The organism is Micromonospora sp. NPDC005367, assembly GCF_040606825.1.
Taxonomy (GTDB): Bacteria; Actinomycetota; Actinomycetes; order Mycobacteriales; family Micromonosporaceae; genus Micromonospora.
In genome coordinates this window covers 272,809-298,513 of sequence record NZ_JBEXFP010000003.1, presented here as the reverse complement: position 1 = coordinate 298,513, position 25,705 = coordinate 272,809, and the positions used below count along the sequence as shown (strand labels likewise).

Below are 25,705 nucleotides of genomic sequence, written 5' to 3'. Positions count from 1 at the left end.
CGCCGACTGCGCCTCCTCCGCCGGGTGGGGCTCCTCCGCCGACTGCGCCTCCTCCGCCGGGTGGGGCTCCTCCGCCGACTGCGCCTCCTCCGCCGGGTGGGGCTCCTCCGCCGACTGCGCCTCCTCCGCCGGACGTGGCTCCGCCGGACATCCCGGGGCCCCCGGACGTCGGCAACACCGATCTGGCGGGGCCGCCGCCGCTCACCCCACCGGACGTCGGCAACACCGATCTGGCGGGGCCGCCGCCGCTCACCCCACCGGACGTCGGCAACACCGATCTGGCGGGGCCGCCGCCGCCCACCCCACCAAACGTCGGGGGTGTCGGTGGTGGCCCGGGAGGCTCCGGCGGTGGTCTGCCCGGCTTCGACAACCCGAACACCGGAGGTGGGTTCATCCCACCCGGGCTGGTGCCGCCACCCCAGCCGAGCACCAGCGGCGGAAACGGCGGCAGCGGAAACGGCGGCGCGAACTCCGGCATCAAGCCGCCGGCCGTTCCGGGGCCTCCGGACGGTACGACAGGTTCGGGTGACGGAATCGGCGACGGCGTCGAGGTCCCGGACCTCACCGGACCGGGAGCGGACGGCGGCCTGCCAGGTGGTGTGCCTGGCGGGGTGCCGGGTGGTTTGCCGATGTCGCCTGGTGGTGGCGGTGGGGGTGCTGGCGGGTCTGGGTCTGGTGTTCCGGAGAAGCCGGATTCTTCCGGTCTGCTCGATGGGGACTTCGACGACTGGAAGCCGACGGACGTACGCGCCGTCGATGTGCCTGACGCGTCTGGTGGTGCCCCGCCCGGCGGCGCGGGACTCGGTTCGCCGATGGGTGGTTTGCCGATGTCGCCTGGTGGTGGCGGTGGGGGTGCTGGCGGGTCTGGGTCTGGTGTTCCGGAGAAGCCAGACGCCTCTGGCCTGCTCGATGGTGATGGTGACGCCTGGCAGCCGTCTGACGCGGGTGGCGTCGAGATCCCCGACGCACCAACCGGGACGGCGAGCGGTGGAGTCGGATTGGCCACCCCGGAACCGGTGCGGGCGCACGTCCTTCCCCTGCTCGTGGCCGCGGCCGAGACCGACCGGGACGGCGCCGAGCCCGGCGCACAGGACCTGGTGGGGGAGGAGTCCGGGCAGTTCGACGAGCTTCCGTCGTCGCCGACCGAGCCGGTTCCCGACACGCCGGAATCGGCGGTGACGGACGGGCTGCTGGTCGCCAACCTGCCCCAGGCTCCCACCTCCGGGCCGGTAGCCGCCGTCGACGTTCCGGGGCTTCCTGGGCCGGACAGCCAGGAGCGGCGACGTCCGGCCGCTGCGTCCGCGGTCGACGCCGGGCCGGACGACCAGGACCGGCGACGTACCGCCGCTGTGCCCGTGTTCGACGTCGGACTGGGCGCGGCGGCGTTCACCGTGCCCGCGGCCACGATCGTCGCTGCCGCCGGAGGAGTGGCCGTCAACGTCCCGACCGCGCCGATCGGGCCGCCAGCCACACCGAACCAGGTCGAGGCGCCGACGGGCATGCCGGTCGCGGGCGTCGCTGTGCCCGGCGTCGCGGACGAGGACGAGCCAGGCGAGCGGCCGGACGCCGCGCAACACCTGGCGGAGAACGACGCGACCTGGAACGACGAGGTCGTGCGCGCCGAGCCGCCGCCGGGCGACGACCATGTTCCGGTGGTGCGACCAGGTGAACGAGACAACGACATCTCCGGATGGGACGACGACAGCGACTCCTGGTGGCTCGCCGACGAAGACCTCGACCCGGACCACGCCGAGGGGCTGACCAATGCCTGATTTCTCCGACGAGGTGATTGCCGCGCGTCCGGTATGGCGGAGGACCACCTCCGGTGCACCGAGCGGGGTCGATGACGAGATGCCGCTGCACTGCGGTGGTCCGACGCTGACGGTTGACGAACGCTTCGAGCTGATGCGGGCGAGGAAGCGCGAGATGTTGGAGACCCGGGCACGCGAGCGTGAGGAGGCCGAGGCCCGCGAGGCCGCCGAGCGCCGGCAAGGCAGGGGCAGGAACGTGGGCGACGAGGACGAGGACGAGGAGAAGGCCACGGAGCGTGCCCGCAACGACCGTTACGCGGTCAAGCTGCTGCGCCAGGAGAACGACGCCTGGGCCGGCGGCGGATCCGATCTGGGGGTGCTGGGATGAGTACGGTCACCGTCAAGCGGCCCCCGCGGGCGGCTGGACCGGAGGCGCCCGACGGCGAGGTGGAGTTGCAGGAGCCGCCGCTGATGGCGGAGGAGGCACCGCTCGACTTCCGGTCCTTCGCGATGATCGTGCCGATGGGGCTCGGCATGGGCGGCATGATGGCCATGTTCGGCCTGTACAGCCGTGCTCCGATCATGTATGTGATGGGCGGCGCGATGGCCGGCGGCATGCTGCTCATGGGCGTCCTCCAGATCGGCCGGAACGCGTCCGAACGCAAGCGCAAGATGAGCGGTGAGCGCCGGGACTTCCTGCGTTACATCAACCAGCTGCGCAGGCAGGCCAGGAAGGCCGCCGACGAGCAGCGACAGTTCGTGCTCTGGAACAACCCACAACCGGACTGGCTGTGGTCGGTCGCGATGAGCAGCCGGCTCTGGGAGCGTCGACCCGGTAACGACGACTTCGGCCGGGTCCGGATCGGCCTCGGTCGGCAGAACGCGACACTGAAGTTCACGCCACCGTCAACAAAGCCGATCGAGGACTTGGAGCCGCTCGCTTCGATCTCGCTGCGCCGTTTCTCCGAGGCGTACCGGACGGTGGCCGGGATCCCGATCTCGGTGGGCCTGCGCAGCTTCACCAGCGTCGAGTTCGAGGGGGCCGCCGATCCGGCGATCGACCTGGTCCGGGCGATGGTGGCGCAACTGGTCACCTTCCACGCCCCGGACGAACTGCGGATCGCGGTGCTCGCGGGCGAGGTGCACCGGGGTCCCTGGGAGTGGATCAAGTGGCTGCCGCACAACGCGCACCCGAGCGCGTACGACGCGGCCGGCCCGGTACGCCTCTTCGCCGGTAGCCACGACGAGCTGATGGACCTGTTCGGCCCTGAACTCACCGACCGGCCGGACCACGACCGGGACGCGCGACCGGCGTCCAGCGAACCGCTCGTGGTGATCATCGCGCATCTGGTGGATCTGCCGGACAGTTCCCGACTGCTCGGTGCGGGTCTGCGCAACGTGGTACTGCTGGACCTGACCGGCGAGATGCCCGGTGGCCCAAAGGTGCTGCGGCTGACCGTGGAGGACGACCTGGTCACGTTCCCCGCCGGCGCGACCACCGGTTCGGCGGTCCGGGACGGGTTGGACGACGTACGGGCAGCCGCGCTAGGCCGGATCATCGCGCCGAAACGGACCAGCGGAGTCCTCGACGCGGTCGAGGAGCCGCTGGAGAACAACTTCGAGTTGACCACGCTGCTCGGCGTCCGGGACGCGCATACGTTCGACGTGGCCGCCCTCTGGCGGACTCGGCAACCACAGCGCAACCGGCTGCAGGTGCCGATCGGTGTTACCGAGAGCGGCGAGGTCATCGAGCTGGACCTGAAGGAGTCGGCTCAGGGCGGCATGGGACCGCACGGTTTGTTGATCGGTGCCACCGGATCCGGCAAGAGCGAGTTGCTCCGTACCCTCGTCATCGGGCTCGCGGCGACCCACTCCTCGGAGATCCTCAACCTGGTCCTGGTCGACTTCAAGGGCGGCGCGACCTTCATGGGCATGGAGAAGCTGCCGCACACCTCGGCGGTCATCACCAACCTGGCCGACGAACTGCCCCTGGTCGACCGCATGCAGGACGCCCTCAACGGCGAGATGACCCGGCGTCAAGAGCTGCTGCGGGCCAGCGGCTACGCGTCGCTGTACGACTACGAGAAGGCCCGCGCGGCCGGCGCGCAGCTCGTGCCGTTCCCGGTGCTGCTGATCGTCGTGGACGAGTTCTCCGAGCTGCTGTCGAGCAAGGCCGAATTCATGGACCTCTTCGTCTCGATCGGTCGCCTCGGCCGCAGCCTCGGGGTGCACCTGCTGCTCGCCTCGCAGCGGCTCGACGAGGGCCGAATCAACCGGGTCGAGGGACACCTGTCGTACCGCCTGGCGCTGCGCACGTTCTCGTCGATGGAGTCCCGCGCGGTCATCGGCGTCGGCAAGGCGTACGAGCTGCCGCCCGAGCCCGGTAACGGCTACCTCAAGGTGGACACCACCAACCTGGTCCGGTTCAAGTCGGCGTACGTGTCCGGCCCGTACACCGGCTCCGGGTTCACCGGCGGCGGCGAGGGCGACGACCAGCACGAGCAGGTCGACGTGGTGCCGTTCGCGGCCAGGCCGATCGGGGTCCGGCACGATCCGCGACGCGATCGGGCGGCGCAGCCGTCCCCGGAGCCGATGGAGGAGACGCCCCAGGAGACCAGGCCGACTCTGGTCGAGGTGCTGTTGGACCGGCTGTCCGGTGCCGGCGCACCGGCCCGTCAGGTGTGGCTACCCCCGTTGTCCGCCTCGCCCAGCCTCGACTCGTTGCTGCCCAGCGTGGTCCCCGACCCGGTGCGTGGCATGACTGTGGACGACGTGAGCCTCCAGGGGCGACTACGGGTGCCGATCGGCGTCGTGGACAAGCCTCAGGATCAGCTCCGCGAGCTGCTCATCGCGGATCTCGGCGGCGCGGACGGACACGTCGGCATCGCCGGCGCGCCGCAGAGCGGCAAGTCGGCGCTGCTGCGCAGCCTGATGCTGGCCCTCGCGCTGACCAACACCCCACGGGAGGTGCAGTTCTACTGTCTCGACTTCGGTGGTGGCGGACTCGCCTCCATCTCGGCGTTGCCACACGTCGGCTCGGTCGCGACCCGGCTGGAGCGCGATCGCGTGGTCCGGACCCTGGAGGAGGTCCGGCAGGTGATGGAGCGGCGGGAGGCCGAATTCACCAAGCGCGGCCTGGACTCGATGACCGCCTATCTGGCCGCCCGCCAGCGGGGAGAGATCGAGGACCGGTTCGGTCACGTGTTCCTCGTGATCGACGGCTGGTACACGATGAAGCAGGACTTCAGCGATCTGGATGACAAGTTCCAGGAGATAGTTTCGCGCGGGCTGTCGTTCGGTGTGCACGTAATCGTGACCGCGACCCGCTGGTCGGAGATGCGGACCTGGCTGCGCGACCTGATGGGCACGCGGCTGGAGCTGCGGCTCGGCGACGCGATGGAGTCCGACATGGGCTCCCGCAAGGCTGCCACCGTGCCGAACCAGCCGGGGCGCGGCCTGATCACCGGGGGCCTGCACTTCCTCGGTGCACTACCGCGGATCGACGGCAGCTCGGCGACGGACGACCTGGCCGAGGCGACCAAGTCGGTGACCGAGGAGATCAACACCTTCTGGCCGGGGGAGGCCGCCCCACCGGTCCGGATGCTCCCCACCCACCTGGTCGTGGCGCAGCTACCCGACCCGGAACCGGAGTTCAAGGTCTGCCTCGGCCAGGACGAGCAGCGCCTCGCCCCGGTGTGGCACGACTTCTTGGTCACCCCGCATCTGTTGGTCTTCGGCGACAACGAGACCGGCAAGTCGAACATGTTGCGGGTGATCCTGCGGGGCATCCAGCGCCGGTACACCCCGGAGCAGGCCAAGGTCGTGCTCGGCGACTCCCGTCGCGACCTGGACACCGCGATCCCGCCCGAGTATCAGGTCGGGTCCAGCTTCACCGGCGACAAGCTGTACGAGCTGGCCGGACAGACATCCGTCTCGATGAATCGGCGGGTCCCGGGCGCGGACGTCTCGTCCGAGCGGATGCGCCGCCGGGACTGGTGGGAGGGGCCAGAGCTCTTTGTCATCGTCGACGACTACGACCTGATGACCAGAGGCGCGCCTGGATCGACCCTCGACCCGATCCTGCCGCTGTTGGCCCAGGGTATCTACATCGGGTTGCACGTGATCGTCGCCCGCAGCACGTCCGGGGCGATGCGAGCGATGATGGACCCGGTACTGCGGCGCATGTGGGAGCTGGGTACGCCGGCGACGCTCTTCTCGTACCCGAAGGAAGAGGGCAAGTTCCTCGGTGAGGCGCCCCCGCGCAGCCTGCCGCCGGGGCGTGCCCAGCTCGTCACCCGGCGTGGCGTACGGCTGATCCAGACCGGTCTCGTGCCTATGGACGCGGCCGATGAGAGGGGATACAGGTGAGCAACGCGCTCCAGGGCGCACTGTGCCGGATCAGCGTGATCGGACCGGACCGTAAGGTCGATCTCGCGGTGCCGTCGACCACACCCGTGGCGAATCTGCTGCCGCTCCTGTTGCGACACGCCACAGTCGCGGCGAATCCCGGCGAGGACCTGCCCGACGGTGCCTGGGTGTTGCAGCGGCTCGGCCAGCGGCCGTTCGAGCTGACCGGCACGCCGGAGAGCCTGGACTGGCTGGAGGGCGAGGAGCTCTACCTGCGTCGGGCCGAGGATCCGCTGCCCGAGTTGGAGTTCGACGACCTCGCCGAGGGAGTCGCCGCTGTTGTCAACCGGCGCGACGACCGCTGGAAGCCGGAGTACCGGCGGGTGCTGTTCCTGGTCCTGTCGGTGGTCGGGATGGCCGCGATCGGCGGTCTGCTCGTCGACCGGGGCCCGGTGCTTCCGCAGGTGATCGGTGCCGGGGTGCTGGCGGTGGCTCTGCTGACCGCCGCGCTGGTCGCGGCGCGCAAGCTGACCGACGGAGCGTTCGCGCTGCTCCTCGGGTGCGGGGCAGCCTTCTTCGCGGCGCTGGCCTCCTCCAGCGCGGTGGACGGTGTTCCCGAGGGCGTCGCCTGGACCAACCATGCCGTCCTCGCCGGGGCGGTCGCCACCGCCGCCGTGATGGCGATCCTGCTGCTCGTCCAGCGCACCGTAACCCCGCACATGCCGTCCGCGCCGGTGCTGGTCGTCGGCGTCACGGCGCTGATCACCATCGGCATCACGCTGGTGCATTCGGGCACGCGGACGACTCCGGAGAAGGTCTCATCGGGTGCCCTCGCGGTGCTCTTCGCGGTGGTCGTGGTGGCACCGCGGGCGGCGGTGAAGTTCGCCCGGCTCCGCGGCCCGCAGCTGCCGAAGACCGGCGAGGACATGCGGTACGACATCGAGCCCGAGGACCCCGAGCTGGTGAAGGCCCGGACCAACGACGCGGACACGTATCTGACCACGGCGATCGGCGCCTCCGCCCTCCTGCTGGTCGTGCTCTTCCACTTCGCCATGCGGGTGCCGGGCTGGTCCGGGTGGACGCTGGTCGCCGTGGTCGCCAGTGCAATCCTGTTGCGCGCACGTACCTTCTTCGGGCTCTGGCAGCGGCTGGCGCTCGTCGCCGCCGGTACTGTCGGCTACCTCATGGTGGTTGTGAAGCTCTCCCAGATGCTCGGGCCCGGCTGGCGCTACGTTCTGTTCGCCGTGCTGCTCGCCGTGCTGCTCGCGCTGGTCATGGCCGCGCTGCGACCCTGGCCGCGGCGGATGCTGCCGTTCTGGGAGTACTCCGCGACCTTCCTCGACGTGGCCACCGGCGCCGCTGTGCTGCCGGTGCTGGCGCAGACCCTCGGCTTCTACGCCGGGGCCCGTGGACTGTTCGGGTAGGTGACAGGTGCAGACTCAACGTGACCACGTGCACGCCCACCAGTTCATGATGGGCCGGCTCAGCTCGGCACTGGTCGAGGGCGACCCGAGCAATGCGCAGGTCCCCGGGCGGCGCGCCCTGACCGGGCTCACGGTCGGAGTCCTGCTCGCCGTACTCGTGATCGGCGGCTTCGGTGTCTACGGCTGGATCGTTCCGGGCGGCAGCAGCGTGTACAAACAGGACAGTGTGATCCTGGTGGAAAAGGAGAGCGGCACCCGGTACGTCTACCTGGACGGGCTGCTACACCCCACCGCGAACCTCACCTCCGCGATGCTGATCCAGGGCGACCGGGCCCAGGTCAAGCTGATCTCGAAGGCGTCACTGCGGGACCTGCCCCGAGGGGGGACGTTAGGGATCGCCGGCGCACCCCAGTCGGTGCCCACCGACGCCCTGGTCGCCGGTCCGTGGCTGACCTGCCTGCCCGGGTCGGTGGTGGACGACCCCGGCCCCGGCGTCGGCGTGAATCTCGACCCCCGTGCCGTCTCCGTGCCCCTGCCGGCCGACCGGTTCACCGTCGTACGCGGCCAGGACGACGTCGTCTACCTGCTCGCCCACGGTAGGCGGTTACGCGTGACCGACGATGCCGTACTGGTCGCGCTGGGTGCGAGCACCGCCCGCGTGGTTCGCGCCCCACAGATGTGGTTGGCGTGGATTCCGGCCGGCCCGGCACTCGGCCCACCCGACATCCCGGGCGCCGGCGAGCCCGGGCCGGTGATCGGTGGCCGCTCCTACCGGGTCGGCACTCTGTTCCATCAGCGAGCCGCATCCGGGGCCGAGCAGCTCTTGGTGCTCCGCAAGGACGGCCTGGCGGCGATCAGCCGCACCGAGTTCATGGTCGCCGAGGCGGCGAACGATACTTCTCCGGTCGAGCTCGACGCCGCGCAACTCGTGGACGCGCCGAAGTCGGCCGACCGATCGCTGACCAACCGGCTGCCCGACCTGACCGGGCTGACCTGGTATGACCCGGGGGACCTGGTGCTCTGCCTGCGTCAGGCGCCGGTCTCCGCCCAGGAGGTCGGAAGCACGCTCGTGTACGCGGCGCGCGCACAGTCCGGCGTCGACGCGAACGGCGGTGTCTCGACGCTCGTGGCACCCGGCAGCGGCATGGCGGTCGTGCCCGTACCGCTGCAGCAGCGAAGCGAGCCGCAGGTCTCCTTCATCTCCGAGGAGGGCACCGTGTACGCGCTGGCCGGCGACGACAGCGTCAGGGCGTTGAAGCTCGACAAGGCCGGCCTGGTGCCGTTCCCGAAGAGTCTGCTGGGTGCGCTGCGGCAGGGGCCGCTGTTGAGCCGCGAGGCCATCCACGGTCTCGCAACGGGGTAGGTGGGTCGACATGAGATGGGGCATCCGGGGTGCGGCTCAGGGGGAGAAGGACAATCCCCTCAGTTTCGTCCGTCACACCGTGGGCAACGCGCTTGTCCTGCACGTACGGGAGGAGATCAGCCCGGAGGCGCAGTCGCTCGCACTGTCCATGGTCGAGGACAGTGAGAACGACCTGGTCGTAATCGACCTGGCCGAAGGGCTGCCGGTGGCCTCGTGGGAGTCGATGGCCGGTGTGCTGCCCCGCCGCCGTAAGGGCATCCGACTGGTCGCCTGCGGCCGGCACCACAACGCGGCGGCGATGGCCGGCCAGTGGCTGTCCGAGCGATTGGGCCGCACGGTCATCGCTCCCGACGGTGACTTGATCCGTGGCGGGGCGGGCGCGCTGTTCGTGCACTCGACCCCGGGCAGCGGATGGGTGCGCTTCCGGCCAGGTAGGTCACCGGCCTGGGACTCCAAGCGCTACCCGACCCCGCTGTGGGACCGTGCGGTCACCGAGAACTGGACCCCCAGCTCGACCGGGGAGATCGAGCCGCTGCCGGGCGGGGTGTGGATCCACGACACCCGGGAGCTGGAGACCGTGGCCACGCATCGGAAGCTGCTGACCGGCGCGGTGCCGTGCCAGCCGGAGACGATGACGGTGCTGCTCGGCTGCCCGGGCACCGCGCCACTCCCGCTCGACGACGTGGTCCGGTTCTGGCGTGTGCTGGATGCCGACGACCGTTCCCGGGTTCGCTTCGTGCAGTACGGTGACGTCCGGCTACCCGAGGGGGAGTCGTTCGGCCAGGCCCTCGCCGACCTGCTGGAAAGCAGCCTCGTCTGCTACACCGGTTTGCCGGTGGGCAGCCCGCGCCGGTACGACGTCCGCACAGTCCGCCCGGACGGTTCGCTGGGCTGGCCCCCGTTCGCCCGCAGACTCGGCTACGAACCGCGTGCGCACCCGAATTCGAAGGCCCTTCGCCCCGTTGTGCTGAATCACCGTCCGCCGCTGCGCTGGACCGAGGAGATCGCTCCGCGGGTGTACTGGTACGCCCCCGACGCGGTGGTCGAGGTGGTCCAGGCGGGTCTCTGGGTGCGCTCGGCCGAGGAACCGGCGAACGCGGAACGCGTCCGCGCCGCGGTCCTCGATCCGGAGGGGGCGACGGTGATCTTCGACGACACCGTTGAAGCACACTCGACCCGGATGCGTGAGCTGGCCACCGATCTGGCTGCCAGACTGGACGAGCGGGCCGGTACCGGCAGCGCGCTGCTGCCGTCGTCCGTACTGGTGCCGGGCCTGAAGCCGGTCGGCCGCGCGCAGGCCGTGCTGGATCTCGACGCGGTGGCCCGGGTGACCACGTCGCCAGCCCCTGCCGTTGCCAAGGTCACTCCGCCTGAGCCGGCCGCGGTCGAGGCGACGGTCGCATTCGAGATCCCCGCCCCACCCGGCGCGGACCGATCCGCCACACCCGAACGTCCGCAGCCCTCGGCGCGGCCGGTGAGCGCCCGTGCCCAGGTGCCGGCCCCGACGCTCTCCCCACCCAAACTGCCACCACCGCCGGCAGCGGCCCCGCCACCGCCGGAGGGGTTGTCGCCATCCGCACCGGTGTCGGTCGCTGAGCCGCCCCAGCCGCACGACGAGGTCGCGACGAGACCGCGCGTGCTCGATCCGGGAGACTCGATACGTTTCGCCGTGCTACGGCCGGCGGACATCGCCTCCGCTGGGCCGCAGCCGGTACCGCAGTCCCCGGTTCCGCCGGTTCTGGTTCCTCCGGCTCCGGTTGCGCCGCCCGTCGCCCCGGTCTCCCCAGCGGTGGAACCGGTGGCGGCGGTCGAGCCGGTCGTGGTGGCCGACCCGGTCGCACCGGCGGCTCCGGTTGCGCCGGTCCAAACCTTCGAGGTGCCCGAGCCGGTCCAGGCGGCGGGCATTGTCGAGTCGGTGCAGGCGGCCGGGCCGACTGGGGAAGCCGAGGTCGCCGGTCCGCCGTCCGCTGCCGAGCGGGTCCGGACCGATGCGTCCGAGTCGCCGGTACCGGTGCGGATCCAGCCCGTCCCCACCGCCGGTGCCAGCGCCCTGCTGCCCAACCGCGCCCTCGACGACGAGCGGAGCTGGCTGCGCCGTACGCTCAGCCGCGAGTTCGACATGATGGCCAGCTCGGTCTCCCGGATCATGTCCGAGCACCCGGGCATGCAGCACGCGGGCCTGAGCGCCGACGACGTGCTGGCCGACTCGGTGGCGGTGCGCCTCTACCTCACCAGCCGCGGCGAGCGGATCGACGTGGGCTTGCGGTCCGGCAGCAACGGCCCGCACGTGCCGTTCGCCCGGTGCGTGGTCTCCGGCCTTTCCCGGCTCCCGTCGTTCCGTGGCGCCACGATGTTCCGCACGTCCCCGCGCGAGCAGGAGTGGGAGCTCTACCGCAGGCGCAAGCTCGTCACCGACTGGAGCTTCGTGAACGTGCTGACCCAGCCGTACGACGGCCAGGAAGGCGACACCGACGTGCTGATCTGGTCGATGACCGCGCGGCGGACGACTCTGCTGGAGCCGGAGGGAGGCGACCGGATCGAGGACCGGGCGCTGTTCCTGCCCGGGACCAGCTTCAAAATCCTGGAACTGCGGGCACCGGCGGAGAGCGGCCGTGGAGTGATCCTAATGCGCGAGATCGGCAGCAACGAGATCGACGACAACGGCCGGGTCGACCCGAACCGGTTCTCGCTCGACGATCTCGCGGTCACCACCCTGAAACGCAGCATCGAGCGCTGGGCGGGCATGGAGGCGAAGAAGCGCATCGGCGCGGACGGGCGTGGTCGCTTCAGCGTGCTGCCCGGCCTGGAACGAAAGCGGTGATCTGACGATGGGTCGACAGGTTCTGATGGTGGGTGGCCGCGAGCCGGGCTCCTACCCGACGATCGGTGCGGCGTTGGCCCGGGCGGAGACGGGCGCGACGATCGCCGTTCATCCCGGCAGATACGTGGAGAAGCTCGTCGTCGGCAACCGCGTGACGATCGGCGCCGAGCCGGGTGGTGCGGTCGAGGTGCACGTGGAGGAGGGCAGCGTTCTCGTCGTACACGGCGAGGGCGTCCAGCTGCGCGGCATCACGCTGTCCAGCAGCGACCCAAAGCTCGCAGCGGTCGACGTCTACTCGGGTGAGGTCGCGCTCGACGACTGCCGGATCAACGGCTCGGCCTGGGTCGCACTGCTGGCCCGGATGCAGGGTTCGGTGGCCCTGCGCGGCTGCGAGGTGCGCGCCCCGTCCGGCGCCGGCATCGTGGTGATGTCGTCGGGCGCCAGCACGGTCGAGGACACGGTCGTACGCGAGGTAGGCACCTCCGGCATCGTCGTCGGGGAGACCAGCACCCTGACCCTGCGCCGCTGCGAGGTGCACGGAACCCAGGCCAACAGCGTCTGCGTCAACGGCGATGGCCGGCTGGTCATGGAGCACTGCGAGATCAGCGGCGCGGGGAAGCCCGCACTCGTCGTCGAACAGCGCGGGTGGGCGCGGATCACGGGCCTCACCGTCCGGGAGAGCGCGAACGTCGACCTGTTCCTGCGGGGCGAAATCGACGTGGTGATCAGGGACTCGCAGTTCGTCGGCGCGGCCGTGCAGTCAGCACACATCACCGACGGCGCCACGCCCGAGTTCAGGGGGTGCACGTTCAGCGGTGCCGGTCACACCGCTGTGCACGTCACCGGCAAGGCGCGTCCCACGTTCACCGGCTGTGTGGTCGCCGACGTGCCGATCGGCCTCAACGTGGACGGCGAGGCGGCACTAGGCTTCACCGGACTCACCGTGCGCGGCACCCGGGACCACGTGGCAATCATCGGCGGCGCCGGCTCGGCGACCGTACGCAACCTGAGCGCCGAGGTCGGACAGGGCGCCGGCGTCGTGGTCCGCGACGGCGCCACGCTCGACGGGGCCGACCTGGTCTTCAACGCCGGTGGCGCGGTCGCGCTCGAACTCGGCGGTGCCGCGCGGGGCACCGTGCGGGAGGCCCGCTTCAACGGTACGGCTTCCAGCGCGCTCGTCGTGGGCGGCGGTGCCCAGCTGGATCTGCAATCGGCCATGCTGCGCGGCACCGGACTCATCGTGGATGCGGCCGAGCTGCGGTTGCGGGACAGCGAGGTCGCCGACGCCCCCGACGACGGCCTCCTGGTCAGCGGCGGCGGCACGCTCACGGCGAGCCAGCTTCGGGTTCGTGCGGCGCGGCACGCCGGGGTGAGGCTGTCGGCGGGCAGCCGGGCCCAGCTCGTCGACTGCGAGATCCTCGACAGCGGCGACGCCGGCGTCAGCATCGAGACCACCGAGCCGGTGACCCTGAACCGCTGTGTCGTGCGGGCCAGCGGCGGTGTCGACGTGCACCGGATCGACGGCGCGCAACTCACCATGGAGGCGCTGACGACCGGCCAGAAGCCGGCGGCGCCGACGGGCCCGGCCACGTCGGCGGCTCCCGGCGGCCGGCCGGCCACGACTGCGGTGCACCCGGCGGACGACACCCCGGCGACCGAGCCCGAGGGCGAGCTGAACGGTCCGCTGCGCGAGCTGAACGCCCTGACCGGTCTGCGCGGCGTGAAGCACGAGGTCACCTCGCTGATCAACCTGATCAAGATGTCCCAGGTCCGGCAGCAGATGGGCCTGCCCATGCCGCCGATGAGTCGGCACCTGGTCTTCGCGGGACCGCCCGGCACGGGTAAGACGACCGTCGCCCGCCTGTACGGTTCAGTGCTCGCTGAGCTCGGCATCCTGTCCAAGGGGCACATGGTCGAGGCGGCGCGCGCGGACCTGGTCGGCCAGTACATCGGCTCCACCGCCATCAAGACCACCGAGTTGGTCACCAAGGCACTCGGCGGGGTGCTCTTCATCGACGAGGCGTACACGCTTTCGGCCGGCTCGGGAGGCTCCGGTCCGGACTTCGGGCAGGAAGCCATCGACGCCCTGATGAAGATGATGGAGGACCACCGCGACGAGCTGGTCGTCATCGTCGCCGGGTACTCAAATCTGATGGAGAAGTTCCTCGAGTCGAACCCTGGTCTGGCGTCCCGGTTCACCCGGACCATCGAGTTCCCCAACTACTCGGTGGCCGAGCTCGTCACCATCACCTCGAACCTGAGCAGCAGCCTCTACTACGAGTTGACCGACGACGCGATCGACGCGCTGAACGCGTACTTCGAGCGGATCCCGAAGGGCGCCACATTCGGTAACGGGCGCGTGGCACGCAAGCTGTTCGAGGCGATGATCAACAATCAGGCTTCCCGGCTTGCGACCGCGCCACCGGTCAAGGACACCGAGCTGAACCGGCTCACCGCGGCCGACGTCGCGCCCGAGCTGGCCCTGCTCGACGACCTGCCGGTCGAGCAGGCCGATCAGCCGGACGCCAGCACCAACCCGAGCGGCGCGATCAACGCGTCTCGTAGCTGGCGGCGGATCTGCGAACTGGTGGGCGCCACCTCGGTCCGCGACGCCGTGGGCGCCACCCTGCTGCAGCTCTGCGAGCTGCGCAACCGGAACCGGTCGTATGGCAGACACGGCAACGTCATGCTCGGCGGGCCGCCCGGCAGCGGTCGCGGCGAGTTCGCCAGGCTGTACGCGGCCGCGCTGTCCGAACTCACCCTGGTGCCGGTCGGCCAACTGGTGCGGGCCTCGACCGTACGTGAGCTGGCCGCGCAGTGGCCGGGGCAGGCAGGCAGCCTGGTACGCGCGACGTTGCGGGACGCCGAAGGCGGAGTGCTGGTGGTCGAGTACGCCGATGAACCCACCGGTGGTGGCATCGAGGTCGTCGAGTCGCTTGTCGAGCAGGTGCGAAGCGCACCCGGTGACCCGATGCTCGTACTGATCGGCGAGACCGCCGAGCTGGCCGAGCTGCGCAAGGCGGTGCCCGGCCTCGCGGAGGTGTTCGGCCAGCAGTGGGTCGTGCCGGCGTACTCGACCACGGAACTCGCCGAGATCGTGGTGCGACACCTGCTCCGCCGCGGCCACGAGGTGCCCGACGACGTACGGGCCGCGATCGGTGAGCTGGTGGTGGGGCTGCCGGAACCGACCGTACGTGCCGCGCACCAGATCTCGTGGGGGCTTGCCCGTACTGCCGCGTCCCGCACCCTGGCCCTCGCGGACCTGACCGGGTTCGGGCCCGGCCGAGAACCCCTCCGGCAATCGAGCGGCCTGGCCGCCGTCGGATAACAGGAGAAGAAGTGCAGCCAGAGTTTCAGGAGTTTCTCGACAACGCCCGTGCGTTCGAGCAGCAGATGCGCGACGCGCATACCGAGCTTGAGCGTACGGTGGTGACCGGCCGCTCCGGCGACGGCCTGGTGACCCTGCTCGCCAGTGGCCTGGGCCAGCTCAAGTCGGTACTGATCGACCCGCGGGTGTTCGAGCAGCACGACGTGGACCGACTACAGGAGGCGATCGCCGAGGCCATCCGGGCAGCCGCCGGAGCAGCCAGCAGGCTGGCCGAGCAGAAGATGGGCCCGGTCGAGATCAACCTCTCCTGAACGGTGACGCAAGACGTGCGCGAGAAGAACCGCGGCACCGCCCGATGACCATCTTCGTGTCGGTGGCCGCGTACCGAGATCCGGAGTTGGTCCCGACCGTGCTGGACTGTCTCGCCAAGGCGAAGGAGCCGGACGCGCTGCGGATCGTGGTGTGCTGGCAGCATCTGGGCGACGAGGACGTCTCGGCTATTGCCGGCGATCCGCGGGTGGAACTGCTGGACGTCGACGCGCGGCAGAGCCGGGGAGCCTGCTGGGCGCGGGCGGAGATCATGGAGCGGCACGCCAGCGAGGACTGGTTCCTCCAGGTCGACAGCCACACCCGGTTCGCGCCGGGCTGGGATGCCCGGCTGATCGAACTGGCCGACCGGACCGGGTCCGCCAAACCGATCCTGAGCTGCTATCCACCCACATACGACCCGACCGGCGAGCTTGCCGGCGAGGACGTGCCGACCGAGATCACCCTGGACCGCTGGTCCGACGACGGTCTGCCGATCCTCGCGCAGCGTACGATCCCGAACTGGGAGCGGCTGCCGGATCCGGTACCTGCGCGGTTCGTGGCCGGGGGCTTCCTGTTCGCGCCCGGCACGTTCGCCCACGAGGTGCCGTACGACCCGAACGTCTACTTCCAGGGCGAAGAGATCAGCGTCTCGGTGCGCGCGTACACCTGGGGGTTCGACCTGTTCCACCCGACCGACGTGCTGTCCTGGCACTACTACATCCGCCCGGACGGGCCACGGCACTGGAACGACCACGACAACGCTGGTGCGGGCAAGACCTGGTTCACGTTGGACAAGGCGAGCCGTCGCCGGGTCCGTAACCTGCTGCGGTACCCGTCGATAGGCCGGTACGGCGTGGGGCCCGTACGCACGGTCGCGGAGTACGAGGCGTACGCGGGGGTGGGTTTCCGGGCTTGTACCGAACGGAGCTACCTTGATCGTGACTATCGAATGCCCGCCGGGGGCTGCCGTCCTTCATCGACAGTGATCGGGCCGGAAGCTCTGCGTTGCGGCACCGCCCCGCGCTGACCGCCGCGGCCTACCGCCACCTAGTGCGGTAAATGTCCGATGGGCTGTCCCCGATGATCGTTTGTCGCCGTGGGCCGCATCATCCTGCGATCCCTGTTTCCACGCTGCGACGTCAATAACGTACCTACCCGCCAACGTTCGATCTTAATTGCAAGGAGTGGAACGAGTGGTAAATCCCAACAGGTGGCTCGCTGCCGCCGGGGTGATGGTGCTGGCTGCGGCCGTGGGCATCGCCCCGGGGCCCGCGCCGGCCTCGGCCGCGGCGGCCGACGCCGGTTGGACCGGCACCTGGTCTGTCGCGTACGAGAACAGCGGTGGAGTCTTTCCGGCCCAGTCGACGGCCCGGCAGATCGTGCACACCAGCATCGGCGGCACGATGGCTCGGCTGCGCCTGTCCAACGTATTCAACGACGAACCCCTGACGCTGAGTGACTTCCACCTCGCCCAACGATCCTCTGGTGCCTCCATCGTGGCGTCCACCGATCGGGCTGTCACGTTCGGCGGTCAGTCGTCGGTGACCATCCCGGCGGGTGGCCAGGCGACCAGCGACCCGGTGTCGTTCCAGGTGCTGGCCGAATCCGACGCCGCCGTCAGCTTCTACGTCCCGGTACGGACCGAGGGCGTATCGTCGAAGCAATTCGCCTTCTCCGAGCAGTACCTCGCCAACGGCAACGTCACCGGCGCGACCTCGCTGGCGGTGACCCAGACCTACTCCAGCTACTTCATCGTCTCGGACCTGGAGGTGATGAACCCGGCGGCAACGGGTGCCGTAGTGGCGCTCGGGGCGTCAATCACCGAGGGGCACCTCTCGTCGTTCAACGCCAACCGTCGCTGGACGAACCTGCTCGCCACCCGGCTCAACGCCTCCGGGCGTACGGTGGGCGTGCTCAACGAGGGGATCGCCGGAAACCAGTTGCTCGGGGTCGGCGTCGGGCCGAGCGCTCTGGACCGGTTCGACCGGGACGTGCTGAGCCGTTCCGGTGTCCGGTCGGTAATCTTCTCCGACAACCCGATCAACGACCTGGGTAGTGGCCGGGAACCTACCGGCGCCCAGCTGATCGACGGGCTCCAGCAGCTGATCGTCAAGGCGCACGGGGCGGGAGTCGCCTTCTACTGCACCACCCTCACCCCGTTCGAGGGCTCCTCCGGCTGGACCTCCAGCCGAGAGATCGCACGCGGGCAGTACAACGCGTACGTGCGCGGCGCGAACTCGGGCTGCGACGCGACGATCGACTTCGACACGGCCACCCACGACCCGGCCGCGCCGACGAAGTTCCGGCCCGACTTCGACTCCGGGGATCATCTGCATCCCAACGACGCCGGCATGCAGGCGATGGCCAACGTCATCCCACTGACCCTGTTCGGCTCCGCTGCGCCGACGCCGCCCCCGCTCACGCTGGCCGAGTCATACAACAACGTAGCGGTGACCACGGACGCCAACACCAACCCGGGGAACTTCGACGGCGGCGGGGCCAGCTTCTCGGCGGAAGCACTGGCCGGCGTCGGCGTACGAGCCGGCGGTACGGTCACCGCGGCCGGCCTTGCCCTCACCTGGCCGGCCGGCGCGGGCACCGGCCAGCGGGACAACACGATCGCGACCGGCCAGACCATCGCGCTCTCCGGCACAGGCAACACCCTCGGATTGCTCTTCTCGACCAGCTACGGTCCGGTGACGGGCACCGGATCGGTCCAGTACACCGATGGCACCGTCCAAGCATTCGACGTGACGTCGCCGGACTGGTTCGTGACCAATCAGCCCGGCGGCGGAGTCAGCCTTGCGGCGGTGGCGCCATACCAGAACCGGCAGGGCAACACCCGCTTCGACGGTCCCGCGGCGCTGTTCGCCGAGGCCGTGCCGCTCGCGTCGGCTAAGACCGTGGCGAGCGTCAAACTCCCGAATTTGGGCGTCGCGCCGGTGCAGTCTGGCGTACCGAGTCTGCACCTCTTCGCGATGACGGTGGGTACCGTCGACGGTGGTGGCAGTGGCACGCACACGCTGTTGTCGCGTACGGGTTGGTCGGCGTCGGCGTCGCCGAGCAGTGCGACGGATGTGCCGGCCAGGATGTTGGACGGTAATGCGTCGACACGGTGGAGCACCGGGACGGCGATGGCCCCCGGTCAGACGGTCACGGTCGACATGGGTGCGGTACGCAACATCAGTCAGATCACGATGGATTCAGCGGGAAGCACCGGGGATTACGCGCGCAGCTACCAGGTGAGTCTGTCGTCCGACGGGGTGAACTGGGGTCCGCCGGTGGCGACCGGTACGGGTACCGGCCCGCTGGTGACGGTGGGATTCCCGGCTACCACCGCACGGTACATCCGGGTGACGCAGACCGGCAGCAGCTCGACGTGGTGGTCGATCGCAGAGTTCAACGCCTACTCCTGAGGCTCCTCGCCCGGCTGGGCCGCCCACATCACGGGCGGCCCCGCCGCCGGAGCCGGCGCCCGCGGACCCCCGTTACGTCCGAGCCGGCGTCGAATTCCTTGGGATCAGCTCCTTGGGATGCCGATCGGCTCCGGCAAGAGCCACTTGCTCTCCGTGCTAATAGCAACGGAAACGTCGCGCCGGCCCTTTGGGTTGACGGCGGGAAAGCGGCCAGGTCACCCCGTTGGCTCACCATTGGCGATGGACGTGCCATGTCGTCGACGAGGCGCGCTGTCGGCACCCGCAAAGGTTTGTCGATTGAGTATCGCGACGGTCGCTGATGGCGGACCGAACTGGCCGACGTCTTTGACCATTGCCGAATCCCAAGACATTGACCTGAACCAGGGAGGAGCTAGATGGCGAGCACTCTTGAGGCGGGCGTCCGAAGCGAAGCTGGGACCGCGCCATGGAAATCCTCGCCTCAGGCCCTGATCCGGGCGCCGCCACGGCTCACCCAACCCCTACTAACTTCGTAGAACCCGTGATGCCGGAAATGGCCGGATCAGGAATCCTGGTGACCCTTATGGGTGTTGTTGGCCGTTGGCTCGGAAAGAGGACGCCGATGAGGAAGTTGCGGTTCGAGGTACTCGGTCCGGTGCGTGCCTGGTGCGAGAGCACCGAGCTGGAGCTGGGCTCGCCACAGCAACGGGCGATACTCGGCGTGCTCCTGCTGCGCGCCGGGGCGCCGGCGTGCCCCGTGGATCTGATCAACGCCATCTGGGGCGAGAGGCCGCCCAGTGCCGCCGCAGGGATGGTCCGCTCGTACATTTACCGTCTGCGGCAGGCGCTCACCACCGCTGGTGAGCCCGCCGCCTCGGTGATCAAATCCGTACCCGGCGGATACGCGATCCCAGTCGAGTCGATCACCCTCGATCTCACAATCTTCCAACTGCGCCTCAGGGCCGCGCGAGAGGCGCACCGGGCGGGCGATGCGCTGGCCGAGGCCGCAGCGCTGCGCGAGGCGCTCGCGCTGTGGAAGGGGACCCCGCTCGCCGGGGTACACGGAGAGTACGCGGAGAACGAACGTACCCGGCTCATCCAGCTTCGCCTAGCCACGATCGAGGATCGGGTCGCCGTCGACATCGAGCTCGGGCGACACGCGGAGGCCGCCGACGAGCTCGCCACCCTGATCGCCGAGGTCCCGCTCCGCGAACGGCCACGTGAGCTGCTCATGCTCGCGTATTACCGGTCCGGACGACAGGCCGCGGCACTCGCCGTCTTCCACGAGACCCGCAACCTGCTCGAGGAGCAGCTCGGCATCGAGCCGTGGCCGGGTCTGAAGGAGATGCAGCAGCGTATCCTCAACTCCGATCCGACCCTGCTGCTCGCCGCCGCGCCCACACCCTCGCGGCCGGTCACCGTACAGCAGCCGAAACCGGCTCAGCTACCGCCCGATCTGCCGGATCTCGTCGGCCGGGCCGAGCTTCGTGACGTGGTAGTGAGCGCCCTGACCGCGCGCACTCCGAGCGTGCCTGTGGTGGGGCTCACCGGGCCCGGTGGAGTCGGGAAGACGGCCCTGGCGCTGAGTGCCGCGCACGCCGTGATCGAAGAGTTCCCGGATGGTCAGTTCTTCGTCGAGTTCGACGACACTGATCGGTCCTGCCTGGACCCGGGCACCGTTTTGGGCGGCATGCTGCGTTCCTTGGGCGCGCCGGAGGGGACGCTGCCCGACTCCACCGCGGAACGGAGGGCCTTGTGGCGGACGACGACCGCCGGTCGCCGCATTCTCGTGGTGCTGGACAACCCGCCGGACGAGCGGATGGTGCAACAGCTGGTGCCGGGCCCCGATGGTGCCGCAGTGATGATCACGACGTGGCGGCGCTTCACCGGGTTGGCCGGCGTGCAGCGGGTAAACGTGGGTGAACTATCTGAGGAGGAAGGGCTGGCACTGCTTGAGCAGATCATCGGCCGGGAGCGGGTGGCAGCCGAGCCCGCCGCGGCACGCCGACTGATACGTGAGACCGCCGGTCTACCGCACACGATCAGAACACTCGCCGCACAGCTCGCGCACCGCCCCGGCTGGAGACTCACCACCATCTTCGAGCGGGAAGACGGCCGCAGGCCCGACACTCCCGAGCGTCCGTCCGTGTGTACGGTCGTGGACGAGCCCTTCGAACCGGCTTTCCGCGAGCTTTCTCCGGAGCAGGCGCGCGCGCTGCGGCTCGCGGCGATCCCTGACGGCCCCGACGTCTCGCTCCCGGCCGCGGCGGCCACACTTGACCGGACCGTGTTCGAGACCGAGAACCTACTCGAGGCTGCGGCTGACGTTCACCTCCTCGAGCCGACGTGCTTCGGGCGCTACCGATACCACCGTCCGATCCGCCACTTCGCCCGTAACAAGGCTTGGCACGAGGATGGGGAGGCAGGGATACATGCGGCCCTCGGCCGACTCATCCGGTTCTACCTCGCCTCGGTGCGCGCGGCGTTGGGCGCCACTGACGAGCTCCCGCTCACGGTGCCACGGGGACAGGAGCCCGGGCCGCCGACGCGAGGATTCACCTTCCCCGACGCCGAGGCGGCCCGGTCCTGGCTCCTGCTCGAGCAGGAGCACATGCGCGCTATCGCCATACAGTCCGCGAACCAGGCGGAGGCGGAGGCCGAACTGCTGATGTCCCTGCTCGGCTTCCGCCTCGACGCCCGACCTCAGGCTGCTATCGGCTGAGGTCGTACGGTCAGGCCGAGAACCGGTCCTTGTGCTTCTCAGCCCAGGTGGCAAAGTCCTGCAGCGCCGGAAAGACCTTGCGCAGGCTCTCGGGGTCACGGGAGCCCGCGAAGTTCTCCTCGGTCTCGTAGTAGTACTGGAACATGTTGCCGAGGTCGTCCGCACCGGGGAAACCAAGTGCGCGGAAGGCGTCGAAGGTCATCGGCCGGTAGACCACATCCTCACCCAGGGTCTTGCTCAGCTGAGCGGCGTACTGCTCGCCGGTGAGGTTTTCGCCGCCGATGTTCAGCGACTTGCCGATGAACTCCTCGCCGCGCTTGAAGATGGCGAGCGCGACCCCGCCGATGTCCTCGGCGGCGATGCCGGAGAGCTTACGCTCACCCATCGGTACCGTGATTGCGCGCTTGCCGTCGTCGGTGCGAGTGAGAGGGAAGAACGTGCAAAAGTCTTCCCAGTAGAACGTGGTGTTGAGGAAGGTCGTCGGTACGCCAGCCTCAGTGAAGTACGCGTTCCCCTCGCCTTTGCCGTCGAAGTGCGGCACGTTGTATTTGCCCTCGAGCGTCGGCATCCGGTCGTTGTCAACTGGAATCTCGTTGCGGCTGTCGGGCAACGTCGACCAGACCACGTGCTTCAGACCGGCTGCCTTGGCGGCCGACGCCGCGTTGGCGATCTGACCCTTCTCCCGTTCGACCGAAATGTACTCCCAGTAGTTGGTGACGACGAACGCACCATAGGCCCCCTGCAGAACCTTGACGATGCTCTCCCGGTCGTCCAGGTTCGCTGCAACAACCTCCGCTCCCGCCTTGGCGAGCTCCTGCGCCTTCTCCGACTGCGGGTTACGGGTGATCGCGCGAACCGCGAACTCGCCATCCGGGTCTGCCAGGATCGCACGGGCCATCCCGCCGCCCTGAGCTCCGGTGGCGCCGAACACGGCAATAATCTTCTTCTCGGACACCGAGATCTCCTAGCTAGTCAACACGGGCCGATCCGTCGGGCCCCGTGGCTCCGGCCATATAAACCGATCGGCGTTCACGTCGTGTCCACGTCGTGTCCACGTCGTGTCCACGCGCGCATGCACGCTCCTCCGGGCCCTCGTGTCGGCACACTTCACCGGCCTCACCCGGGGGGCTACGGCGACGACCCAGTCAGCCAATCTGCCGGCGCAGGGGAGCGCGCCGACGGAGAGCCAGTGGCAGAGGGCAAGATGATGGCCGTGCCCGCCGCCCCGAGTCCGCCGCTCGCCACACTCGACGCGGTGTTGGAGCGGTTGACCTATGTGAACGAGGAGACCGGATACACCGTCGCCCGAGTGGCCACCGACCTTGGCAGCGACCTGCTGACGGTGGTGGGTGCGCTGCTGGGCGCGCATCCGGGGGAGAGCCTGCGGCTGCATGGACGGTGGTCGTCGCACCAGAAGTACGGCCGGCAGTTCGAGGTCGACTCGTACACCACCGTCTTGCCGGCGACGATCCAGGGCACCCAGCCCTATCTCGGCTCTGGCCTCGCGAAGGGCATCGCGCCGGTGTTCGCCGAGCGGATCGTGGCGCACTTTGGTCTGGACACCACCCTCCAGGTGATCGAGGATGAACCCGCCCTCCTGGTGGAGGTGCCGGGTCTGGGCCCCAAACGCACCGCGAAGATCACCGCAGCGTGGGAGGAGCAGAAGGCCATTAAGAGTTCCTAACATAATGGTCTCTGTGCTTGTCGTCCTTGATAGAGGACGATCTACGATGCTGGGCCGTGAGGCGTGGTGAGCAGCCGCCGTGGATCGTGCCGGACGGGCTGTGGCAGCGTATCGAGCCGTTGCTGCCCAAGCCCGTGCGCAACCCCGTCACCCGGGACGTAAGCGGATTCCGGATCGGCAGTTGGGGTTCGGCTCGGGGATGACGTGTTGGCGGTGGCTGGAGGAGTGGAACCGGGCCGGGGTGTGGCAGCGGCTGCACGAACTGCTGCCGGCCGAACTCCAGTCGGCCGGGAAGTTGGACTGGTCCCGCGCCGTGATCGACTCCTCGCATGTGCGGGCCGCGAGGCGTGGCCCAAAAGCGGTCCGAGCCCGGCGGACCGCGCCCGCCCGGGCTCGAAGCACCATGTCCTGACCGAGGGTGCCGGCATCCCCCTGGCTGTGTCGCTGAGCGGCGGCAACCGCAACGACGTCACCGAACTGCTCCCGCTGATCGACAAGATCCCGCCGGTACGCGGCCGTCGTGGCCGGCCCCGCCAGCGTCCTGACCAGTTGTTCGCCGACCGCGCCTACGATCATGACAAGTACCGCAAGGCAGTGCGCGGCAAGGGCATCCGCCCGCGCATCGCCCGCCGTGGCCAGCCCCACGGATCCGGTCTCGGTGTGTTCCGGTGGGTCGTCGAGCGCACGATCGCTGGTACCACAGCATGCGACGGCTACGCATCCGCTGGGAACGCCGTGATGACATACCGAAGCCTTCCTCGGCCTCGCCACCTGCATCATCACGTACCGACACGTCGTACGACTTTGTTAGGACCTCTAAGACTCTTACGCCGATGATCATCGATCGCCCGTAGGCGCGTGACCTGGTGGACCGCCTGCCTCGGTGTCGATTTAGGGGTCGCATTCGCTCGGAAACTGCTCGGTGGGTCGGGCACCGGCATTCATCGATGTTCTTGGATAATGTCCGGAGCTTGCGGTCGAGGATCGGGATGCTGTAGAGCGCGGCGAGGGCCGCAGCGGTTCGGCCTCGACGGCGCGCAGTTGGCGGGTCGTGACGTCAGCGGGAACCACGGGCTGTAGGGGGTTATCCGTTGTCATGCCACCCGGGTGATGGTGCCCACGGGCGGTTCGGGCACGGCGTCGGGGTGCAGGATCGCGGCGATCGCTTCGACGCCGTCGACGAGCCGCGGACCTGGGCGTACGACGAGGCCGTCCGCGTCGATCGCCCACACCGCGGCCCCGGGAAACCTCGGCGCGACCGTTTCGGCCTGCTGCGCCGCGCCGTCGAGCCGGAATCCACAGGGCGTGACGAGTACGACGTCGGGGGCGGCGTCACTGAGTTCCTGCCAGGTTGTCTGCACCGACCGGGCACCGGGGCGGGCGGCAACCGGGTTGCCGCCGGCGCTTCGCACCAGGTCGGGTACCCAGTGCCCGGCGGTGAACGGCGGGTCGACCCACTCCACGACCGCGACGCGGGGCCGCGGCCGACCGGCGACCGCCGCCGCGACGGCCTCGAGCCGGGCGCGCAGGCCGGTTACCAGCGCTTCGGATCGTTCGGGTACGCCGGCTCGGGCGCCTACCGCAAGGATCGTGTCGAGGACCTCGTCGAGCGTGTGCGGGTCCAGGGACAGTACGTCGGCGTGGCAGCCGAGGTAGTCCAAGGCGTCTGAGACCTGGCCTGAGGGCAGGGCGCACACTCGGCAGAGGTCCTGCGTGAGGATCAGCTCAGGTTTCAGGCCGGCCAGCGCGTCCCTGTGCAGGGTGTAGAGGTCGATGCCTGCTGCCATCTGTGCCTTTACGTAGGCGTCGATCTCGTGTGGAGTGAGGCCGCGGGTGTCCCGGCCGCCGACCACGACGGTCTTGTCGCCCCGTGCGGCGGGCGGCACCTCACACTCGAACGTCACGCCAACCAGGTCGTCACCCAAACCGAGGGAGTAGACGATCTCCGTCGCGGACGGCAGCAGGGACACCAGACGCATACGGCCATACTGCCCGATCCCGCTGCGATGAGCGAGTTGACTCAACCGCGCCGTGAGGGCGCTGTTGCGTTGTCTGATCGGCGGACGTGTTGAACCCCGGTTTGGTCGGAGGTCAGATGGGAGTTTTCCCCTGCTCCTGGACACTTGAGCCTTGGATCGTGATGGTCCGGGGAGATCAGTAGTCCCTGACAGATGGTGAACAAGCACTACCCCGCCGAGGGTAAGGCCGACGCGGTCGCGTTGTACCGGTCTCGACCCGGGGCGACGATCGCGCAGATCGCTGACGATCTCGGGGTCAATCGGGAGACGTTGCGTAGTTGGATCAGCGCCGGGGTGCAGCGCCGGGCCGGCGGCACCGGCGGCCGGCTCGGTGGAGGACGAGAACGCGGCGTTGCGGCGGCGGATCCGGGAGCTGGAGGAGGAACGGGACATTCTGCTGAAGGCGGCCCGGTATTTCGCGTCCGGTACGCCAACAGCGAGTGACGGAGAAGGAGCATGTTCGGACACCTGTCGGTCAGGCGCCCCGCCAGGTTGTGACGGGAGTGGTTCCGCGCCACGCAGGCTGCAGCGGCGGACCCTGGC

14 protein-coding genes and 2 pseudogenes are annotated in these 25,705 nt (G+C 69.5%); 14 read left to right on the top strand and 2 right to left on the bottom strand.

Annotated elements, in window-relative coordinates; genetic code table 11:
* Positions 1 to 998: 998 nt before the first annotated feature.
* From ABZS42_RS03990 to ABZS42_RS03940, 11 genes are all read left to right on the top strand, one after another.
* Positions 999 to 1,772, top strand: a complete 774-nt coding sequence (locus tag ABZS42_RS03990; protein WP_355142325.1) for a hypothetical protein — start codon at positions 999 to 1,001, stop codon at positions 1,770 to 1,772.
* Positions 1,765 to 2,139, top strand: a complete 375-nt coding sequence (locus tag ABZS42_RS03985; protein ID WP_355142323.1) for a hypothetical protein — start codon at positions 1,765 to 1,767, stop codon at positions 2,137 to 2,139. Before ABZS42_RS03990 ends, ABZS42_RS03985 begins: the two co-directional genes overlap by 8 nt.
* Complete coding sequence (gene eccCa / locus ABZS42_RS03980; RefSeq protein WP_355142353.1) at positions 2,100 to 6,119, top strand: type VII secretion protein EccCa; 4,020 nt, start codon at positions 2,100 to 2,102, stop codon at positions 6,117 to 6,119. The genes ABZS42_RS03985 and eccCa overlap by 40 nt, the downstream gene beginning before the upstream one ends.
* The gene (eccD, locus tag ABZS42_RS03975) at positions 6,116 to 7,522 is read left to right on the top strand and encodes a type VII secretion integral membrane protein EccD (protein ID WP_355142321.1); all 1,407 of its coding nucleotides are present in this window, start codon (positions 6,116 to 6,118) and stop codon (positions 7,520 to 7,522) included. The genes eccCa and eccD overlap by 4 nt, the downstream gene beginning before the upstream one ends.
* Before the next feature lie 7 nt (positions 7,523 to 7,529).
* Positions 7,530 to 8,885 carry a type VII secretion protein EccB gene (gene eccB, locus ABZS42_RS03970; protein WP_355142319.1) on the top strand — a complete coding sequence of 452 codons (1,356 nt, stop codon included), beginning with the start codon at positions 7,530 to 7,532 and terminating at the stop codon, positions 8,883 to 8,885.
* 10 nt (positions 8,886 to 8,895) lie between these two features.
* Entirely contained in the window at positions 8,896 to 11,706 is a 2,811-nt protein-coding gene (locus ABZS42_RS03965; protein ID WP_355142317.1) for a hypothetical protein, read from the top strand.
* Positions 11,707 to 11,713: 7 nt separating this feature from the next.
* Complete coding sequence (locus ABZS42_RS03960; protein WP_355142315.1) at positions 11,714 to 15,034, top strand: right-handed parallel beta-helix repeat-containing protein; 3,321 nt, start codon at positions 11,714 to 11,716, stop codon at positions 15,032 to 15,034.
* Between the two features lie 11 nt (positions 15,035 to 15,045).
* The gene (locus tag ABZS42_RS03955) at positions 15,046 to 15,345 is read left to right on the top strand and encodes a YbaB/EbfC family nucleoid-associated protein (protein ID WP_355142313.1); all 300 of its coding nucleotides are present in this window, start codon (positions 15,046 to 15,048) and stop codon (positions 15,343 to 15,345) included.
* Positions 15,346 to 15,389: 44 nt separating this feature from the next.
* Positions 15,390 to 16,370, top strand: coding sequence for a GlcNAc-transferase family protein (locus ABZS42_RS03950; protein ID WP_355142311.1), 981 nt, complete (start codon positions 15,390 to 15,392; stop codon positions 16,368 to 16,370).
* 166 nt (positions 16,371 to 16,536) lie between these two features.
* On the top strand, positions 16,537 to 18,759 hold the full coding sequence (locus tag ABZS42_RS03945) for a discoidin domain-containing protein (protein ID WP_355142309.1): 2,223 nt from the start codon (positions 16,537 to 16,539) through the stop codon (positions 18,757 to 18,759).
* A gap of 601 nt (positions 18,760 to 19,360) precedes the next feature.
* The gene (locus ABZS42_RS03940; protein WP_355142307.1) at positions 19,361 to 21,460 is read left to right on the top strand and encodes a BTAD domain-containing putative transcriptional regulator; all 2,100 of its coding nucleotides are present in this window, start codon (positions 19,361 to 19,363) and stop codon (positions 21,458 to 21,460) included.
* A 10-nt stretch (positions 21,461 to 21,470) separates the two neighbouring features.
* Here the strand turns inward: ABZS42_RS03940 and ABZS42_RS03935 are convergent, their stop codons facing one another.
* A complete protein-coding gene (locus ABZS42_RS03935; RefSeq protein WP_355142305.1) occupies positions 21,471 to 22,415 on the bottom strand; it encodes an NmrA/HSCARG family protein in 945 nt (314 codons plus the stop codon).
* A gap of 249 nt (positions 22,416 to 22,664) precedes the next feature.
* Between ABZS42_RS03935 and ABZS42_RS03930 the strand changes: the two are divergent.
* A pseudogene (locus ABZS42_RS03930) lies at positions 22,665 to 23,135 on the top strand (ATP-dependent RecD-like DNA helicase); the annotation flags it as partial.
* A gap of 92 nt (positions 23,136 to 23,227) precedes the next feature.
* Positions 23,228 to 23,955 (top strand): annotated as a pseudogene (locus ABZS42_RS03925) (IS5 family transposase).
* A gap of 283 nt (positions 23,956 to 24,238) precedes the next feature.
* On the opposite strand, the gene ABZS42_RS03920 reads toward ABZS42_RS03925, so the two are convergent.
* Complete coding sequence (locus ABZS42_RS03920) at positions 24,239 to 25,123, bottom strand: ABC transporter substrate-binding protein (protein WP_355142303.1); 885 nt, start codon at positions 25,121 to 25,123, stop codon at positions 24,239 to 24,241.
* A gap of 192 nt (positions 25,124 to 25,315) precedes the next feature.
* Here ABZS42_RS03920 and ABZS42_RS03915 point away from each other — a divergent pair, with 192 nt between their 5' ends.
* Positions 25,316 to 25,606: a transposase gene (locus ABZS42_RS03915; protein WP_355142301.1), complete on the top strand. Its 291-nt coding sequence runs from the start codon at positions 25,316 to 25,318 to the stop codon at positions 25,604 to 25,606.
* Positions 25,607 to 25,705 lie beyond the last annotated feature (99 nt).

What these genes read in the sequence shown, in the direction of transcription:
- ABZS42_RS03915 (WP_355142301.1), top strand. Translation starts at nt 25,316, where the DNA reads ATGGTGAACAAGCACTACCCCGCCGAGGGTAAGGCCGACGCGGTCGCG.
- ABZS42_RS03920 (WP_355142303.1), bottom strand. Translation starts at nt 25,123, where the DNA reads ATGCGTCTGGTGTCCCTGCTGCCGTCCGCGACGGAGATCGTCTACTCC.
- ABZS42_RS03950 (WP_355142311.1), top strand. Translation starts at nt 15,390, where the DNA reads ATGACCATCTTCGTGTCGGTGGCCGCGTACCGAGATCCGGAGTTGGTC.
- ABZS42_RS03965 (WP_355142317.1), top strand. Translation starts at nt 8,896, where the DNA reads ATGAGATGGGGCATCCGGGGTGCGGCTCAGGGGGAGAAGGACAATCCC.
- ABZS42_RS03940 (WP_355142307.1), top strand. Translation starts at nt 19,361, where the DNA reads ATGAGGAAGTTGCGGTTCGAGGTACTCGGTCCGGTGCGTGCCTGGTGC.
- ABZS42_RS03960 (WP_355142315.1), top strand. Translation starts at nt 11,714, where the DNA reads ATGGGTCGACAGGTTCTGATGGTGGGTGGCCGCGAGCCGGGCTCCTAC.
- ABZS42_RS03985 (WP_355142323.1), top strand. Translation starts at nt 1,765, where the DNA reads ATGCCTGATTTCTCCGACGAGGTGATTGCCGCGCGTCCGGTATGGCGG.